Source organism: Dickeya parazeae Ech586, assembly GCF_000025065.1.
In the GTDB taxonomy this organism is placed as follows: domain Bacteria; phylum Pseudomonadota; class Gammaproteobacteria; order Enterobacterales; family Enterobacteriaceae; genus Dickeya; species Dickeya zeae.
In genome coordinates this window covers 2,180,039-2,198,633 of record NC_013592.1, presented here as the reverse complement: position 1 = coordinate 2,198,633, position 18,595 = coordinate 2,180,039, and the positions used below count along the sequence as shown (strand labels likewise).

The following is an 18,595-nucleotide window of genomic DNA, read 5'->3' as shown; positions in this document are numbered from 1 at the left end:
AGAGGCTCAGAGCACGGGTTGTCTCTGAACGCTATTTTGAATAGGACAACTAGCAGGACATACAGTTTGTGTGCAATCCGAAATCAGGCGAGTACCTGACTAACCCGCAAACGGGGTGTAAGTAAATATAACGAATGTAATATAGTGAAGGAATGCTCACCGTATCAAGGCCAATCGCACCATCCTATCGCTCTAACCCAACCATCGATGCCAAAACTGCATGGTTAATGGCAGCAATACAGAAATTGTCTGCCGCTTTCACACTGCTCCGCACTGATGACAAGAAATGCCCCGCCTTTATCTGCCATTCGTTGACGGGCCGACGCGGCTACATTGCCTGGTGAAGCATCAACCCAGAGGCGTATCCTCCAGGTCGAGCAATTTCTCGAACTCCGCTGCTGGCATCGGCCGACCAAAAAGATACCCTTGAGCCTGCTCACACCCTTTATTAAGCAATCTTTCACACTGGTCCTGGGTTTCCACGCCTTCGGCAATCACATCCAGACCAAAACTTTTACCTAGATACAGAATAGCGCGGACAATCGCCGCATCGGGTGCTGACTCGCACATGGCACGCACGAAGGTTTGATCGATTTTAAGCCGGGTAACCGGGTAATGTTTCAACATACTGAGTGACGCATAGCCCGTGCCATAGTCGTCAAACGCGATACCAATACCGCTGTTACGCAGCTCATTGAGCGGCTTCATCATATTTTCGTCATGTCGCAATATGATGTTCTCTGTAATTTCCAGCTCCAGCGCACTGGGTTTCAAGCCCGTTTGCGCCAGGACATCCCTGATTTTCTGCGCCAACATGCCTGAGCGGAACTGCGCTGCAAACAAATTGATGCTGATCCGGAAATTTTTTGCCCCGGCTCGGCACCAGTCGGAGGCCTGTTGACAGGCTGAGCGCACAACCCAATCACCAATACGTTCTGCCCAGGGACCGCGCTCCAGTGCTGACATAAACGCCGCCGGGCCCAGCAATCCTTTGTAGGGATGACGCCAGCGTAGCAACGCCTCTGCCCCTACAATCTGGTTATTGACCAGATTGACCTGAGGTTGATAGAACACCTCAAACTCCTCCTGCTCATACGCCCGGATGAATTCCAGTTGAAAGGCATGACGTGCCTGAAAGACTTCCCTCAACTCCCGGGTAAAGAAGCGATAGCAGTTTCGCCCGTCAGCCTTCGCCTGGTACAGCGCCAGATCGGCGCTAGTCAGCAAGTCCTGCACAGTAGTTCCATGCGCCGGGTACATGACTAACCCAATACTGGCGCTAGTGTTGATTTGTTTGTCATCAACGGGAACGGCTTGCGAAATATCATGAATGATTTTTTCCGCCAGTCTCGCAACCTGCCCTTCATCGCTCTGGTTTGGCAACAAAATCGCGAACTCGTCGCCCCCCATGCGGGCAACCAGATCGCCGGAATGAGCGTTGTCCTGCAGTCTTCTGGCCACGCTGGCCAAAATTTCGTCACCGCTGGCATGACCGAGGCTGTCATTGATATCTTTAAAGCCATCCAGATCAATAATCATGATGGCGGCAGGTTCACCGTTTTTTAGCACCTGATCCAGCGTGGACGTCAGCAAGGTTCGATTAGCCAGTCCGGTAAGCGGATCACGGTGCGCCTGCAAAAAGAGCCGCTCCTCGTAACGCTGTCTTTCCGTCATATCGCGCAGAATGATGCCATAACGCGTCTGATTACCATCCCGCCACATGGACACCGTCAGCTCGGTGGATATCAACGAGCCAGACAGCGCGCGGGTTTCCAGCTCAATCGAACTGCCTTTAAAAATTGCGGTTTTGTCCGTCGCCAGATGGTGCAACTGCACAACAAACATATCCGGAACGATGATGCTGATGTGCTCGCCGATAATCTGCTCGCGGTTGTATTCCAGCATTTTTTCCGCAGACTCATTCCAGAAGGTGATAGTCCCTCTGTCGTTGACGCACAAGATGGCGTCCGGAGACGACTCGGCAATGCTTTCAAAGCGAGCCTGACTGGCCCGGCGCGCCAAATCCAACCGCCGCATTTCCAGCTTGTCCATCACCAGCGCAGCAAAATCCTGCAGGTTATGCGCATCACGGGCGCTAAGAGAAGAACGGGGTTTATTGTCGATGATGCACAGCACGCCGATAGGAAAGCCGCCAGGTGTTCGCAGTGGAATACCGGCATAAAAACGGATGTGCGGTTCGCCAGTGACCAGTGGGTTATCTTGGAAGCGGGGGTCTTTGCGCGTATCGGGGATCACCATGATCCGTTTTTTGAGAATCGCATGAGCACAGAAGGATTCGTCTCTGGAGGTCTCGCATATCGGCATGCCAATGCTGGCAGCGAACAGCTGTCGCTCTTCCTCTACCAGCGAAATCAACACGATAGGTACGTTAAAAACGTTAGCCGCCAAATTGATAAGATTATCAAAACCAGGATCAGACAGCGGCTTGCTAATGCCGTACTCTCTTAATGCCGCAAGTCGGCTTGTCTCATCTTTATTTGCTGGGGCTCGACTCATGGGGGTTCCCCTCACATTATCCATTGTTTTTTCTGTCAGAAAAAATTGTAGCCTGTTGCCGCGACGGCACTTACCGTAACTTTTCACGCAAAAAAAATCATCGACGAATAAAATCCATCGATATCTTTCGATTAAATTTAAAACGATAACTGGCTACTATCCCTCTTTGCTCTGTCTCTTCCCCACACCAGGGAGCACATCGTTCATGCAAATTATCGGGCAGCGCCAACAGAATAGCAAAATGCCGACGAGGAGGAAGACCCTGTTTTCAACATTTTCTGAGATTCTCTGCTTTTAATAAAAATAGCGATAAACGCAAGTGGTTAATTATCCTAATAGATCGTTATTCCCAATCATCAATCAGAACTTGATAACTTATCGCTATACAATGTTATTGTCGGTAACTTTTCACAGCCAACCAATCACCGGATATTTTTTCTCCGAACGGTTAAATACTGGAAAAGACTTTTTCTTTAAGGGAATCGACGTACAAAATCAAAATAACAATTAGCCTACTGATGATATATCAACCTCAGTTTCTATTCTGATTCGATGCCAAAATGAGCAACAAAACAAAGTACTATTCACCCTCTGGCGTTATAACAATCAAAACTCGGCGATAAATGTGGATAAAAAGCATCAAAAACGAGAAAAGAACGTAAAGTGATGGTTCAAAATTGATAGCACAAAAAAGCGAAGGAGGAAAAAAGCAGAGGGCAATAACCGCAAAATTAGCAAGGTCTACAGGGGAATACATCGGAGAGGCCGCACGAGTCGTACGTAGCTAGAGATAAAAAAAACCTCACGGAAGCCTGGCCGCCGTGAGGTTTGACTCGATGTCGCCATCGATTACATGTTGCTGATGATATCCTGAGCGAACTCGCTACATTTACGCAGCGTAGCGCCTTCCATCAGACGTTCGAAGTCATAGGTGACCGTCTTGTTCCTGATAGCGCCTTCCATCCCCTTCACGATCAGGTCAGCCGCTTCAAACCACTGCAGGTGGCGCAGCATCATTTCAGCAGACAGAATCACGGAACCAGGGTTCACTTTATCCTGACCGGCATACTTCGGCGCCGTACCGTGAGTAGCTTCAAACAGTGCGCATTCGTCACCAATGTTAGCCCCTGGAGCGATACCGATCCCGCCGACCTGAGCTGCCAGCGCATCAGAAATATAGTCACCGTTAAGGTTCATACAGGCGATGACATCGTATTCCGCCGGACGCAGCAGGATCTGTTGCAGGAAGGCATCGGCAATCACATCTTTAACGATGATGTCTTTGCCGGTTTTCGGATTCTTGATTTTCACCCACGGCCCACCATCGATCAGTTCGCCGCCGAATTCTTCGCGAGCCAGCTGGTAACCCCAGTCTTTGAACGCGCCTTCGGTGAACTTCATGATGTTGCCTTTGTGCACCAGCGTGACAGAATCGCGATCATTGGTGATAGCGTATTCAATGGCGGCACGAACCAGACGCTTAGTCCCAGCTTCGGAACATGGTTTTATACCGATACCACACTGCTGCGGGAAACGGATTTTCTTCACACCCATTTCATCTTGCAGGAACTTGATGACTTTGTCCGCTTCCGGTGTGCCAGCTTTCCACTCGATACCGGCATAAATGTCTTCAGCGTTTTCACGGAAGATGACCATGTCAGTCAGTTCAGGTTGTTTCACCGGGCTCGGTGTACCTTCATAATAACGAACCGGACGCAGACAGACGTACAAATCCAGTTGCTGACGCAGTGCCACGTTTAAAGAACGGATACCACCACCTACCGGCGTAGTCAGCGGCCCTTTGATAGCAACGCGATATTCGCGGATCAGATCCAGCGTTTCATCTGGCAACCAAACATCTTGACCATACACCTGGGTGGATTTCTCACCGGTGTAAATTTCCATCCAGGAAATTTTGCGCTTACCCTGATAGGCTTTGTTTACCGCGGCATCGACAACGTTAATCATGGCTGGCGTAACATCAACACCGATACCGTCACCTTCGATGAACGGAATGATCGGATTAGCAGGCACGACCAGTTTACCCTGGGCGTCAACCGTGATTTTCTGCCCTTCTGCCGGTACAACTACTTTACTTTCCATTAACCTCTCCTTCGAGCGCCATTTTGTTAATGACTTGTAAGATGCGTGTCAATACTACTTGAATATTTAGCCTGAGCCAATCACAAACCATTTCGAGTATAATGTTTTTGTCATTCACAGCCAGTAATAAGATGAATAAATTCCCTGTTAGAAATCACCAACTTAAACGATTCAGCTCTCGACCAAAAAAAAATGAGCCTGTCGTCGTTACCCAAAGGCGCATCGTCTTGCTTAATAAACCGTTCGATGTGCTTTCTCAGTTTACCGACGAGGGCGGCCGCCCTACGCTAAAAGACTACGTTCCCTTTCGCGATATCTACGCCGCCGGGCGATTAGACCGCGACAGCGAAGGCCTGCTCATCCTGACTAATGACGGCAAATTGCAAGCTCGGCTAACCCAACCCGGCAAGCAAACACCCAAAATTTACTATGCCCAGGTTGAAGGCATTCCCGATGAAGACGCGTTGCGTGCTTTTCGCACCGGCTTGGTGTTAAACGATGGTCCAACACTACCCGCTGGCGCCGAATGTGTGGACGAGCCTGTCTGGCTATGGCCACGCCAGCCGCCTATCCGCCAACGCAAAAACATTCCGGTAAGCTGGCTAAAAATCACACTCTACGAAGGGCGTAACCGCCAGGTAAGACGGATGACGGCGCATATCGGCTATCCGACGCTACGTTTGATTCGCTACAGTATGGCTAACCTCACTCTTGATGGATTACTCCCCGGCGACTGGAAGGAGATTGATCATGTTTAAACCGCACGTAACCGTGGCTTGTGTCGTACAGGCAGAAGGCCATTTTTTGGTGGTGGAAGAAGAAATTAACCATCGTCGACTCTGGAACCAACCAGCAGGCCACCTGGAAGCGGACGAAACGCTGATTCAGGCAGCCCAACGTGAACTGTTCGAAGAAACCGGCATCCGTGCCATGCCACAACATTTTCTGCAACTTCACCAGTGGATCGCGCCAGATAGCACCCCTTTCCTGCGTTTTAGCTTTACCATTGATCTACCCGAGCGCCTCCCAACCACGCCGCACGATAGCGATATTCTTTGTTGCCACTGGCTGAAGCCGGAGGAGATTCTTCAGGCATCGTGTTTACGCTCGCCATTGGTGGCCGCCAGCCTGCATTGTTATCAACGCGGCCAGCGTTATCCGTTGGATCTGCTGGAAGCGTTTAACTGGCCATTTCCCATCCCTGCCTGATATCTTCCGATTCGCCGTTTAGCCAGCGGCGAACTCGTTTCACCTGAAAGCCGGTTTTCAGGTATCGCGCTATCAGGTCAATGACGCGCAAGAAAATGTGTGATCACAATAAATGTGTTAACCTATCGCGCTTGTTTTTCGCTTTAACGCTTTACACCACCTCACTGAGTTTGAGTTCGCGAGATGTCCATGTCAGATAACAGCCAGAAAAAAGTCATTGTCGGTATGTCCGGCGGTGTTGACTCATCGGTATCCGCCTATCTGTTGCAACAGCAAGGGTATCAGGTGGAAGGCCTGTTCATGAAAAACTGGGAAGAGGATGACGACACGGAGTATTGCTCCGCCGCCACCGACCTGGCCGATGCGCAAGCGGTCTGCGACAAGTTAGGCATAACGCTGCACACCGTAAATTTCGCCGCCGAGTACTGGGACAATGTTTTTGAGCATTTTCTGGCGGAATACCGCGCGGGTCGGACACCTAACCCGGATATTCTGTGCAACAAAGAAATCAAATTCAAAGCCTTCCTGGAGTTTGCGGCAGAAGATTTAGGCGCCGACTACATCGCCACCGGCCATTATGTCCGCCGTCAGGATATCGACGGTAAAAGCCGTCTGCTGCGTGGTCTGGACGGCAACAAAGACCAGAGCTATTTCCTTTATACCCTCAGTCACCAGCAATTGGCGCAAAGTCTGTTCCCGGTGGGTGAGCTGGAAAAACCCGAAGTGCGGAAAATTGCCGAGCAGTTGGACCTGGCAACCGCCAGGAAAAAAGACTCGACTGGCATCTGTTTTATTGGCGAGCGCAAGTTCCGTGATTTCTTGGCTCGTTACCTGCCTGCCCAGCCCGGCCCGATATTATCTGTTGATGATGGCAAGGTGATGGGTGAACATCAGGGATTGATGTACCACACGCTGGGGCAACGCAAAGGTCTTGGCATTGGTGGCGTTAAAGAAGGCGGTGATGACCCGTGGTACGTGGTTGATAAAGACGTCGCCAGCAATGTGTTGTACGTCGCACAAGGGCATGAGCACCCCCGTCTGATGTCCGTCGGTCTGATTGCCCAACAACTCCACTGGGTTGACCGCGAACCGCTGAGCGCCCCGCTGCGTTGCACGGTAAAAACCCGTTATCGTCAGGCAGATATCCCGTGTTTGCTGACACCGCTGGATGCAGACCGTATCGACGTCCGCTTTGAGGAACCGGTCGCCGCTGTCACGCCGGGCCAGTCCGCCGTATTCTATCAGGGCGAAGTCTGCCTTGGCGGCGGCATCATCGAAGAACGCCTGCGTATGGTGCCATAACCAGCTCACATCGCATTCGACCAGAGGAGCATCAACGCTTCTCTGGTTTTTTTCTGATTTTTCTCTTCTTATTTCCCGTTTTCTTCCCTCTTTTCTGTCCTTTTTTGTTGCGTCACTGATGCATTTTACAACTCATCCTTTCCCTCTCGTCTCCACCTGATGACGTCAAATAAAACACCGCGTTGGCACCTTTTTCGTTGTCATGACACTAAACTTTGAAGTACCGAACGATCAGGATGAACGATTTGCAACCCGTGCTGGGTTTTGCCGGGTTGATACTGGGTTCATCCTGATTTTTATGGCATGATCATCGCCTTTTTAGGCTGTGTGGGTGAAAAAGCTGGAGATGTACGCCAGTTTTTGGCTTTTTTTCTGGGGAAAATTGGCCGTGCAGTCAGTATCGCCATTCCGGACCCACACAGCGGCCAGATGATGTTGACAGGAGTAATTGTGGCTAAAAATTATCATGACATTACGCTGGCAATGGCAGGAATCTGCCAGTCTGCTTATTTGGTGCAGCAACTTGCGCATCAAGGCAGTTGCAATACGGATGCATTAAAAACGTCACTGAAAAGTATCATGAATATTAACCCATCCAGTACGATGGATGTGTTTGGCAACGCTGAACACCATTTGAAGATTGGGCTGGAAACGCTGCTGGGGATCCTCAACTCGTCACGCGAAGGCTTGGGCGCTGAGTTATCGCGCTATGCGTTTAGCCTGATGGTGCTGGAGCGTCGGCTGAACAATAATCGGGCCGCGATGGACGAATTAGGCAACCGCATCAATCAGTTGGACAGACAACTGGAACATTACGACCTGCTGTCAGACACGTTTATTAACGTACTCGCCGGTATTTACGTGGATGTCATCAGTAAACTGGGCCCCCGTATTCAGGTAACTGGGGCGCAAGACGTGCTAAAAAGCCCGCAAATTCAGGCCAAGGTACGTGCCGTACTGCTGGCGGGGATTCGTGCTGCCGTACTGTGGCAGCAAGTGGGCGGTAGTCGATTACAGTTGATGTTCTCCCGTAGCAAACTGGTACGCCACGCACAAGAAATGTTGAGCCGCGGCCACCACTACCCCTGACAGAAACACCACGTCATTGATGGTGGCTGCTTATTCCGGTTCAGCCACCGTCATGAGATACTAGTTATCAGACGACAATACTGTTTGTTATGCGCTGTTGTTACGATGCGCGGTTATTTGCCATGAAACGCGATTCGTCATGCGATAGGATGGCGATAATCTCTGTTATTTATTTGAAAACAATCCCAGGAGTTGCTTGCGATGGAATTATCCTCACTGACCGCCGTTTCCCCCATTGATGGACGCTACGGCGATAAAGTCAGCATGTTGCGCACTATTTTCAGCGAATACGGTTTGCTGAAATTCCGTGTGCAGGTTGAAGTACGTTGGCTGCAAAAACTGGCGGCCTGTGCAGAAATCAAGGAAGTTCCTGCATTTGATGCCGACGCAAACGCTTTCCTTGACAAGATTGTCGCTGAATTTAGCGAAGAAGACGCCGCGCGCATTAAAACCATCGAACGTACTACCAACCATGACGTCAAAGCGGTGGAGTATTTCCTGAAGGAAAAAGTAGCGTCGGTTCCGGCACTGCACGCTGTGAATGAATTCATCCACTTCGCCTGCACGTCTGAAGATATCAACAACCTGTCCCACGCGCTGATGCTGGATGCCGCTCGTCGTGATGTCTTGCTGCCGTTCTGGCGTAATATCATCGATGCCATCAAACAACTGGCGCAGCAGTACCGCGATATCCCGCTGTTGTCCCGTACCCACGGCCAGCCCGCCACACCGTCGACTATCGGTAAAGAATTTGCCAACGTCGCCTACCGTATGGAACGTCAATTCCGCCAACTGCAACAGGTGGAAATTCTGGGCAAAATCAACGGTGCTGTCGGGAACTATAACGCCCATATGGTGGCCTACCCGGCGGTGGACTGGCACCAGTTCAGCGAAAGTTTCGTCACGTCACTGGGGATTCAGTGGAACCCCTACACCACACAGATCGAACCTCATGACTATATTGCTGAAATGTTCGATTGCATCGCCCGTTTTAACACCATTCTGATCGACTTTGACCGCGATGTGTGGGGCTACGTGGCCCTTAACCATTTCAAACAGAAAACCATCGCCGGTGAAATAGGCTCTTCTACCATGCCGCATAAAGTGAACCCGATCGACTTCGAGAACTCCGAGGGCAATCTGGGGCTGGCTAACGCCGTAATGGGCCATCTTGCCAGCAAACTGCCGGTATCACGCTGGCAGCGCGACCTGACCGATTCAACGGTGCTGCGTAATCTGGGCGTGGGCGTAGGTTATGCTGTTATCGCTTATCAGGCCTCCCTGAAAGGCATCAGCAAGTTGGAGGTCAATCGTGACCACCTGCTGGATGAACTGGATCACAACTGGGAAGTACTGGCTGAGCCGATTCAAACGGTAATGCGTCGCTACGGTATCGAAAAACCTTACGAAAAACTCAAAGAGCTGACCCGTGGCAAGCGTGTAGACGCGGAAGGCATGAAGGCGTTTATCGATGGGCTGGCACTGCCGGATGATGAAAAAACGCGTCTTAAGGCATTAACACCGGCTAATTATATCGGTCGTGCAATCAAACTGGTTGACGAGCTTTAACTTCATTTCGGGCGACATCACCGTCGCCCGACCTAATTTCCTGCCCCGCCGTTTAGCCCCAGTTGAGCACGATTGTGGATAATGCTGACGTACCTTACATCTATAAGGTATTTTTGTCGTTGGCTATCCTAAATGACGGTAAACGCGCCGGTCAGCACAGCAAGACCTGTACAACGCGTTAACAGTTCTCTAAGTTTGGATAATTCACTAAGTTTGGATCGTTCTCATCAGGCAATGGACCGAGGAAAACCGTCATGCGTATTCTTGTAATTGAAGATAATGTTCTGTTACGCCATCACCTGAATGTCCAGTTAAATGAAATGGGGCATCAGGTTGATGCGGCGGCGGACGCAAAAGAAGCGGATTATTTCCTTCAGGAACACGCACCAGACATCGCTATTGTCGATTTGGGATTGCCGATAGAAGATGGCACCAGCCTGATCCGCCGCTGGCGTTCGCATCAGGTTAAATTACCGATTTTGGTTCTCACCGCTCGGGAAAGCTGGCAGGAAAAAGTCGCCGTTCTGGAAGCAGGTGCTGATGACTACGTCACCAAGCCGTTTCACATTGAGGAAGTTGTCGCGCGCATGCAGGCGCTGATGCGTCGCAATAGCGGCCTGGCGTCTCAAATTATCAGCCTGCCGCCCTTTGAAGTGGACCTGTCACGTCGCGAATTGCTGGTGCATGGTGAACCGGTCAAACTCACCGCATTTGAATACACTATCGTCGAAACGCTGATCCGCAATAACGGCAAGGTAGTCAGCAAAGAGTCACTGATGTTGCAACTGTATCCCGACGCGGAGTTGCGTGAAAGTCATACCATCGACGTATTAATGGGGCGGCTGCGCAAGAAACTGCAATCGGCCAACTCCCATGATGTTATTACCACTGTTCGCGGGCAGGGTTACCGCTTCGATATCTAATCATTTGGACGGCAAGTTGAGAAAATCTCATTTTTCGCTGCGTTTTCGCTTTCTGATTTCGACCGCTGCGGTAGTACTGGCACTCACCCTCTCCTACGGCATCGTCGCGGTAGTGGGATACAGCGTGAGTTTTGACAAGACGTCATTCCGCCTGCTACGTGGCGAGAGCAACCTGTTTTATAGCCTGGCGCAGTGGCATGACAATCAACTTACCATCGCAACACCGCCTGAAATCGATATTAACTACCCCACGCTGGTGTTTATCTACGATAAACACGGCCACCTACTGTGGCGGGAGCGCGCCGTTCCAGAGCTGGAATCCCAGATCAAACCTGAATGGCTGGAAAAAACGGATTACCACGAACTGGACGCCGATTCCAATACCAGTAATGCCGTCTTGCAAGGCAGCAGCCCGCAAATGCTGGATAAATTGCACGCCTACAGCTCGGAAGACAAAACGCCGTTCACTCATTCAATCGCCGTCAACGTTTACCCTGCGTCCGATCGTTTGCCTAAACTGGTTATCGTGGTAGTAGACAGGGTACCGCAGGAACTGCAACAGGCGGATGTGGTCTGGGAGTGGTTCCGGTACGTGTTTATCGCTCATCTGGTGTTGGTACTGCCGTTATTGTGGCTGGCGGCCCACTGGAGTCTGCGGCCTATTAAACATCTGGTGCATCAGATAAGCGAACTGGAAAGTGGTTCCCGCGAGCACCTGGACGAAAACCCACCACGCGAGTTGAACAGTCTGGTACGTAATCTTAATACCTTGTTGAGTAACGAGCGCCAGCGTTATCACAAATATCGAACGACGTTGACCGACCTGACCCACAGTCTGAAAACGCCGCTGGCGGTGTTGCAGACCACGCTACGCTCGTTACGCACCGGCAAAGAGCTGACCATCGAACAAGCCGAACCCATCATGCTGACGCAAATCAGCCGTATCTCGCAGCAAATCGGCTATTACCTGCACCGCGCCAGCGTGCGGACTGAACATCTCACCATCATTCGGGAAGTGCACTCCGTTCCGGCACAGCTTGATGCGCTCTGCTCTGCGCTGAATAAGGTGTACCAGCGTAAAGGCGTCGTGCTGACCATGGACATCTCCCCCGAGCTGACCTTCATTGGCGAGAAAAACGACTTTATGGAGGTCATGGGCAATATTCTCGACAACGCCTGTAAGTATTGTCTGGAGTTTGTTGAAATCAGCGCCCGCTATTCCGGTCAAAAACTGCATCTGGTCGTTGATGATGACGGCCCCGGCATTCCTGACAGCAAGCGCGAAGTCATTTTCCAGCGCGGGCAACGGGCGGACACATTGCGCCCGGGGCAAGGCATCGGACTATCGGTTGCCGCAGAAATCATCGAGCAATATCAGGGCGAAATCCTTATCGGTTCCAGCGCGCTCGGCGGTGCCAAAGTCGAAGCGATTTTCGGCCAGCAGCACCTCGGCCAGAATGATAATTAATGCGCTCCGCTGCGAATCACCTACACTGTAGTGAGTGGTACGGTTGTCATTAACCTTGTTATTAATATCGACCTTGTTATTAGCATCGCGGTTAGCAACAACCGCCATCGTTATTGTCTGCGGTCGAGCATCTCGACCGCGCTTTTCAGCCTACCATCTCATCTGTGAATAAAGGGCAAACACCATCACGGCGACTTCGTTATAATCGTCGATAGCTCCCTGTTACTGGAAATGCGTTATGGACTACCAACTTAATCTTGACTGGCAGGACTTCCTGACACACCACTGGCAAAAAAAGCCGGTAATCATCAAAGCCGGTTTTCCTCATTTTCTTGATCCCATTAGCCCGGACGAATTAGCGGGACTGGCGATGGAAAACGAGGTAGACAGCCGCCTGGTCAGCCATCGAGACGGCCGTTGGGATGTCAGCCACGGCCCGTTTGAAAGCTATGACCACCTGGGAGAAAGCAACTGGTCTTTACTGGTACAAGCCGTCGACCACTGGCATGAGCCTTCTGCCGCGTTGATGCGTCCTTTCCGTCAGTTGCCTGACTGGCGTATTGACGACCTGATGATTTCATTCTCGGTGCCCGGCGGTGGCGTCGGCCCACATCTTGACCAATACGATGTGTTTATTATTCAGGGTACCGGACGTCGTCGTTGGCGCGTTGGCGATAAGGTGCCGATGAAACAGCATTGCCCACATCCCGACTTGCTGCAGGTTGCACCGTTCGACGCCATCATTGATGAAGAAATGGCACCCGGCGATATTCTCTATATTCCGCCGGGTTTTCCGCACGAAGGTTATTCTCTGGAAAACTCGCTCAATTACTCGGTGGGGTTCCGTGCCCCCAGTTCCCGCGAGCTGGTCAGTGGTTTTGCCGACTATGTGTTGTCCCGCGAACTGGGCGGCCAACGCTACAGTGACCCGGACATTCCTGCTCGCGCTCATCCAGCCGACGTGTTACCGCAGGAGTTGGATAAACTTCAGCACATGATGCTGGAACTGGTGCAGCACAAAGACGCCTTTCGTCAATGGTTCGGCGAATTTGCGTCCCAGTCACGGCATGAACTGGATTTGGCACCGCCGGAGCCGCCTTACCAGCCAGGCGAAGTATACGACCTGTTACAGCAGGGCGAGGCATTGCGCCGGCTTGGCGGATTGCGGGTATTGCGTATTGGCGAAACCTGTTTCGTCAACGGCGAACGGCTGGAGAATCACCCACCACAGGCAATAGCCGCTCTGGCGCAATATGACGTGCTGAACATCGGGCGGTTTGGCGATGCGCTGGATGACCCGTCTTTCCTTGCCCAGTTGACCGCTCTGGTTAACAGTGGTTACTGGTATTTTGTTGACTGACTATCGTTGACTGATTATTGCTCTGCCATCTAAAACACAGAAGACGCCAAACGGCGTCTTCTGTGTCAGTAGCGTAATACCTAAACCATCAGGCTTTTACTGATGCACTCTCAGTGCTGGTTTGCCGACTCTTGGCCCGTAATGCCGTCAGTTCGGCGATACGCATAATCACCGCCACAGCGCTCTCCATCCCTTCCAGCGTCACAAATTCATGCTTACCGTGAGCATTGTAGCCACCCGTAAACAGATTAGGGCACGGCAATCCCTGGAAGGATAACTGAGCGCCATCCGTACCGCCGCGAATCGGTTGCATCAGCGGCGTAATGCCGCAATCACGCATAGCCTGCTGCGCCAGCGCGATGATATGGGGATGCTGCTCCACCTGCTCACGCATGTTGTAGTAGCTATCGGTGATCGTGACTTCGATATAACAATCCGGGTGCAAACCTTTGCCCACTTTTTCCGCGATATCCAGCAGCGTTTTCTTGCGCCGCTCGAAGCTATCGCGCTCAAAGTCCCGAATACTGTAGTGCAGTTCGGCACGTTCTACCGTTCCTTTCGCGCTATTGAGGTGATAAAAACCCTGATAGCCTTCGGTCTGCTCTGGCGTCTCATCAGCCGGTACGAGCTGGTGAAAACGTGTCGCCAGCGACAACGCATTGACCATCACCCCTTTTGCCCAGCCTGGATGGACGTTGTTACCGACAATCTTCACGACAGCCGAGGCGGCATTGAAATTTTCATACTCCAACTCACCTACACCACCGCCATCTACCGTATAGGCCCATTCCGCACGGAATACATCGACATCAAAGTGTTGTGCACCTTTGCCGACTTCCTCATCCGGCGTGAACGCAATACGAATCTCACCATGCGGGATTTGGCGTTTTTTCAACCGGACCAGTGCGGTCATGATCTCCGCAATGCCAGCTTTATCATCCGCCCCCAACAGCGTTTTACCATCAGTCGTAATCAATGTCTGGCCGAGCAGATGATGCAGCACCGGGAACATCACCGGCGACAAGACTTCATCGCCCATACCCAGCGCGATATCACCGCCACGGTAATTCTCGACAATCTGTGGATTAACATGTTTGCCGCTAAAATCCGGCGAGGTATCCATATGGGCGATAAACCCCACCACCGGCACAGGCCAGGCGACATTAGCGGGTAATGTCGCCATCACACAGCCATGCTTCGTGACCGATACCTGTTCCAGTCCCAGTTCAATTAATTCTTGTTGCAGCGCCTGCGCCAGCTTCAATTGCCCTTCCGTACTCGGCACCTGCCGAACACCCGGTCGGGATTGGGTATCAAACGCAACGTAATTTAAAAAACGATCAAGTAATTTTTCCATCATCACCCCCTCCGATGGATTACAGGTTTCATTATGTAGAGGGTGCCTGTACCACATATTGCGTCAGGTCAGTTTTTATTGGTTTTCCACCCAGCACTGCCGCCTTACACCGCCCGTAACGCTGGGCAGCACGTCAGCCACCATGACAGACACGCCAGGAACGCCTACAACAAGTTAATAAACAGACAACATCTCAAGACAGGCGGCAGACTTACCGCCACAGGACGGGAAGCCGGGCCGACGGCTGATTGCGCATCGGCCCGGGAAAATATCACAACCACTCGTAATACTGGCCCTGGCGTTTATCACAGCCGCAACAGCCGCCGCATTTGGGTGCGGCATCCCCCTGATGGAAGCGGATTTTGCCTTTCTGTACCCACACCTCCAGCATGCCCGCCACCACACCGGGATCGGCCTTAAAAGCCGTGCTGATATCTTGCAGCGACACCTTTTTTCTTTCGCGGACAAAATCCCGCAATTCAAGTAGCGTCATTATCTCTCCCCGGCGGGCAGTTGCCCGCCCGACTGATTTATTTTACTTCACCTACCACGGTGCGCTGGCGTTGCAGACCATTGCGGCGCAGCAACATCACTGTGACACACAGCATTGCCGCCACCCCTACCAGCGCACACAGCGAATACAACGGGTGCTGGCTAAACCGCCCAACCTGATACACCACCACCGCCGTGCTGTAGCCGACCTGAATGGTCCAGCCAGCGCAGAATAGCGTCCAGGCGGTGCCCACCTCACGCCAGATGGCGGATACCGCCGCCACGCAAGGGATATACAACAGCACCATCAGCAGGTAACTAAACGCCCCCAAACGGCCATCAAACAGTTGGCTGATCACGGTCAGCGAGGTCACCGAGAATTTATTGTCTTTGGCAATCGTGGCGGTATCACTCAGATCACCAACATTGATCCCTAACGGGTTTAATACCGCGTCACCCAGCTTGCCCAGATTTTCTGGAATGGTCGCCAGCGCATCGTGAATACCACCGGCCAGGCTGAAAGGTTTAGCTTCTGCTTTTGCGCCGCCATCCTGTGAGGCCGCCATTGCGCCGTACAACGAATCCAGCGTACCGACAACCGCTTCTTTGGCGAATATCCCGGTGAACACCCCCACTGCTGCTGGCCAGTTTTCATCGCGAATGCCCAGCGGCTTGAATACCGGCACGATGGCTTGCCCCACTGCCGACAACACCGACTTCTGGGTATTCTGGTTGCCAAAGGAACCATCCGTCCCCATCGAGTTAAGAAAGCCCAGCACCGTCACCACCACGACAATCAGCCGCCCGGCACGCAGCAAGAACCCCTTCAGGCGCTCCCAGGTGCGAATCAGTACACTACGCAAGCTGGGCAAGTGATAAGGGGGAATTTCCATCACAAAGGCAGACGCTTCGCCTTTCAGTGCGGTATTTTTCAGCAAAAAGCCGGTCGCAATCGCCGCCGCGATACCGACCAGATACAACCCGAACACCAGGTTTTGTCCGCCTTCGACAAACAAGGCGGAGGCAAACAACACGTACACCGGCAACCGTGCACCACAGGACATAAACGGCGCCATCATCACCGTCACCACACGGTCACTATGGCGCTCCATGGTGCGCGTCGCCATCACCGCCGGCACGTTACAACCAAACCCGACAATCAGCGGCACGAACGCCTTGCCCGGCAAACCGATGCCGCGCATAAAGCGGTCCATCACAAACGCCGCTCGCGCCATATAGCCGGAATCCTCCAGCCAGGACAGGAACAGATACAGGCAACCGATCACCGGAATAAAGGTGGATACGGTCTGAATACCGCCGCCCACGCCATCTGCCAGCAGGGTTTTCAGCCATTCCGGGGTATGCAGCGCCAGCAACAGCTCGCCGAATCCATCCACCATCAGGGTGCCGAACAGCTTGTCGAAGAAATCGGTAAAGGCGCTACCGATATTGATGGTGAAGACAAACATCAGGTACATCACCAGCAGGAAGATCGGAATACCAAAAAAGCGGTGCAACACGACGCGGTCAATTTTGTCGGTCAGGGTTGCGGAAGCCTCGCCACGGCGGGTAATCACCTCACGCGCCACCGCACCAACGAACTGGTAACGCGCGTCCGCCAGAAAAATATCCAGCTCATCCTCATACTCGGCGACCAGCCGGGCAACTTCAGCATCGGCAAAGGCCAGCGTATCCGCAGGCACCCGGTCACGCACTGTCATGTCACCTTCCAGCAACTGAATCGCCAGCCAATACGGGTTACGAATCGCTGCCTGCCCTTGCAGTTGATCTGCAATCGCCTGCGCCGCCTGATTCAGCGGCGCATCATAAGGAATCGACACCGGTGGAATCGCCGGTTGTGCCAGCGCGGCCTGACACACCTCATGCAACATCGCGATGCCTTTCTTCTGGCTGGCGGTAATCGGGATGACCGGGCACCCCAGGCGCTGCTGTAAACCGGCGATATCAATATCCAGCTTACGTGCGGCGGCGATATCCATCATATTGACGGCTACCACCATCGGCACCTGCATATCCAGCAACTGCGCGGTGAGGTACAGATTTCGCTCCAGATTGGAGGCATCAACGATATTCAGTACCAGATTGGCTTCGCCGGACAGGATGTAATCACGTGCGACCCGTTCGTCTTCCGAGCTTTCGGAAGACGGGTTCAGCGAGTAAACCCCCGGCAAATCCACCAGCGTTACCTGTTGCTGCTGATAACGGTAACTGCCGACTTTCTTTTCCACCGTCACACCGGGCCAGTTACCGACCGTTTGTTTACCGCCAGTCAGGACGTTAAATAGCGTCGTTTTGCCACAATTGGGGTTACCCACCACGCAAATTACGGGTTGCGTACTCATAAAAAATCCTTACCTGCCCGGATTAACATTTTTCCAGAATCAAAATCTGTGCTTCGCCTTTACGCACGCTGATCGATGCACCACGCAGGCGCAGTTCAATCGGATCACCCAGCGGTGCAACTCGCGACACCGAAAATTCCACGCCCGGCGTCACGCCCAGCGCCAGCAGGCGCTTGCGGTAATCCGCCGATCCTTTCTGAAACCCCAGCACACGCCACTGTGTGCCCACTGCCAATGCTTCCAGTGTCATCGCTGTGTAAACCTCATACCCATTGCTGTCTGAAAAGAACTACGGGTGTCGTAACCCCGCTGTCATCAACCGGTTGCCAGAAACCAAACATGACAAACCGATTGCCATCGTGTTTATTGCTGTGGCGATACCCACACTTGCTTACCCATCTCCCAGTTGATCGCCATCCGGCTATCCCCGGCGGCCAACATTAACGGCTGATTGGCATCACGCTGAATCACGCGCACCTGGCCACCGACACGGATGCCAAGCTCAGTCAGCCGCTGCTGGTACTCGCCCGTTGAGCGAATACGCGCCACTACGGCATTCACGTTAAGTGGAAGATCAAGCAGCGTTTGAAGACTCAGAGCCATACAACATTCCTTCACTGACAGTGCGCCGCACCCCGCCTGCGTTACAACACGGCGGCAATGCATCAAGGTAAGTAATAACGATTATCAATCATATTCCTGTCTACGCATCGCCTTTTGATGTGCGTCAAGGGAGGTGAAGATTGGGGGGAGGATAGAGCCAGAAGGGTAATGGAGGTAAAGAGTCATAGAGGAGCAACTGAGGGTTGGCGATAATACAGAGCCTCGCTGTCGAACACGAGT

Annotated in this window: 15 protein-coding genes; 8 read left to right on the top strand and 7 right to left on the bottom strand. The window is 52.3% G+C overall.

Annotated features, from left to right (window positions below; translation table 11 throughout):
- Window positions 1-348 precede the first annotated feature (348 nt).
- Window positions 349-2,517: a sensor domain-containing phosphodiesterase gene (locus DD586_RS09595; RefSeq protein WP_012884615.1), complete on the bottom strand. Its 2,169-nt coding sequence runs from the start codon at window positions 2,515-2,517 to the stop codon at window positions 349-351.
- A gap of 849 nt (window positions 2,518-3,366) precedes the next feature.
- A complete protein-coding gene (gene icd, locus DD586_RS09590) occupies window positions 3,367-4,620 on the bottom strand; it encodes an NADP-dependent isocitrate dehydrogenase (RefSeq protein WP_012884613.1) in 1,254 nt (417 codons plus the stop codon).
- A gap of 131 nt (window positions 4,621-4,751) precedes the next feature.
- Here icd and rluE point away from each other — a divergent pair, with 131 nt between their 5' ends.
- The 8 genes from rluE to DD586_RS09550 all read left to right on the top strand — a co-directional run bounded on the left by rluE (window position 4,752) and on the right by DD586_RS09550 (window position 13,540).
- Window positions 4,752-5,378 (top strand): 23S rRNA pseudouridine(2457) synthase RluE, encoded by a 627-nt coding sequence (rluE, locus tag DD586_RS09585; RefSeq protein WP_041164915.1) that lies wholly within the window; start codon window positions 4,752-4,754, stop codon window positions 5,376-5,378.
- Complete coding sequence (locus DD586_RS09580) at window positions 5,371-5,829, top strand: NUDIX hydrolase (RefSeq protein WP_012884611.1); 459 nt, start codon at window positions 5,371-5,373, stop codon at window positions 5,827-5,829. Before rluE ends, DD586_RS09580 begins: the two co-directional genes overlap by 8 nt.
- A 189-nt stretch (window positions 5,830-6,018) precedes the next feature.
- Window positions 6,019-7,131, top strand: a complete 1,113-nt coding sequence (mnmA, locus tag DD586_RS09575) for a tRNA 2-thiouridine(34) synthase MnmA (protein ID WP_012884610.1) — start codon at window positions 6,019-6,021, stop codon at window positions 7,129-7,131.
- A gap of 450 nt (window positions 7,132-7,581) precedes the next feature.
- Entirely contained in the window at window positions 7,582-8,220 is a 639-nt protein-coding gene (hflD, locus tag DD586_RS09570; protein ID WP_012884609.1) for a high frequency lysogenization protein HflD, read from the top strand.
- A 201-nt stretch (window positions 8,221-8,421) separates the two neighbouring features.
- Complete coding sequence (gene purB, locus DD586_RS09565; RefSeq protein ID WP_012884608.1) at window positions 8,422-9,789, top strand: adenylosuccinate lyase; 1,368 nt, start codon at window positions 8,422-8,424, stop codon at window positions 9,787-9,789.
- Between the two features lie 254 nt (window positions 9,790-10,043).
- Entirely contained in the window at window positions 10,044-10,712 is a 669-nt protein-coding gene (gene phoP, locus DD586_RS09560; RefSeq protein ID WP_012884607.1) for a two-component system response regulator PhoP, read from the top strand.
- 16 nt (window positions 10,713-10,728) lie between these two features.
- Window positions 10,729-12,180, top strand: a complete 1,452-nt coding sequence (gene phoQ, locus DD586_RS09555; RefSeq protein WP_041164912.1) for a two-component system sensor histidine kinase PhoQ — start codon at window positions 10,729-10,731, stop codon at window positions 12,178-12,180.
- Window positions 12,181-12,418: 238 nt separating this feature from the next.
- Complete coding sequence (locus tag DD586_RS09550; protein ID WP_012884605.1) at window positions 12,419-13,540, top strand: ribosomal protein uL16 3-hydroxylase; 1,122 nt, start codon at window positions 12,419-12,421, stop codon at window positions 13,538-13,540.
- Window positions 13,541-13,628: 88 nt separating this feature from the next.
- Here the strand turns inward: DD586_RS09550 and pepT are convergent, their stop codons facing one another.
- From pepT to DD586_RS09525, 5 genes are all read right to left on the bottom strand, one after another.
- Window positions 13,629-14,897: a peptidase T gene (gene pepT / locus DD586_RS09545; RefSeq protein ID WP_041164399.1), complete on the bottom strand. Its 1,269-nt coding sequence runs from the start codon at window positions 14,895-14,897 to the stop codon at window positions 13,629-13,631.
- A gap of 271 nt (window positions 14,898-15,168) precedes the next feature.
- On the bottom strand, window positions 15,169-15,390 hold the full coding sequence (locus tag DD586_RS09540; RefSeq protein ID WP_012884603.1) for a FeoC-like transcriptional regulator: 222 nt from the start codon (window positions 15,388-15,390) through the stop codon (window positions 15,169-15,171).
- Between the two features lie 37 nt (window positions 15,391-15,427).
- On the bottom strand, window positions 15,428-17,752 hold the full coding sequence (gene feoB / locus DD586_RS09535) for a Fe(2+) transporter permease subunit FeoB (RefSeq protein WP_012884602.1): 2,325 nt from the start codon (window positions 17,750-17,752) through the stop codon (window positions 15,428-15,430).
- 22 nt (window positions 17,753-17,774) lie between these two features.
- Window positions 17,775-18,002 carry a FeoA family protein gene (locus tag DD586_RS09530; protein ID WP_012884601.1) on the bottom strand — a complete coding sequence of 76 codons (228 nt, stop codon included), beginning with the start codon at window positions 18,000-18,002 and terminating at the stop codon, window positions 17,775-17,777.
- A 113-nt stretch (window positions 18,003-18,115) separates the two neighbouring features.
- On the bottom strand, window positions 18,116-18,355 hold the full coding sequence (locus DD586_RS09525) for a FeoA family protein (RefSeq protein WP_012884600.1): 240 nt from the start codon (window positions 18,353-18,355) through the stop codon (window positions 18,116-18,118).
- Window positions 18,356-18,595: the final 240 nt, after the last annotated feature.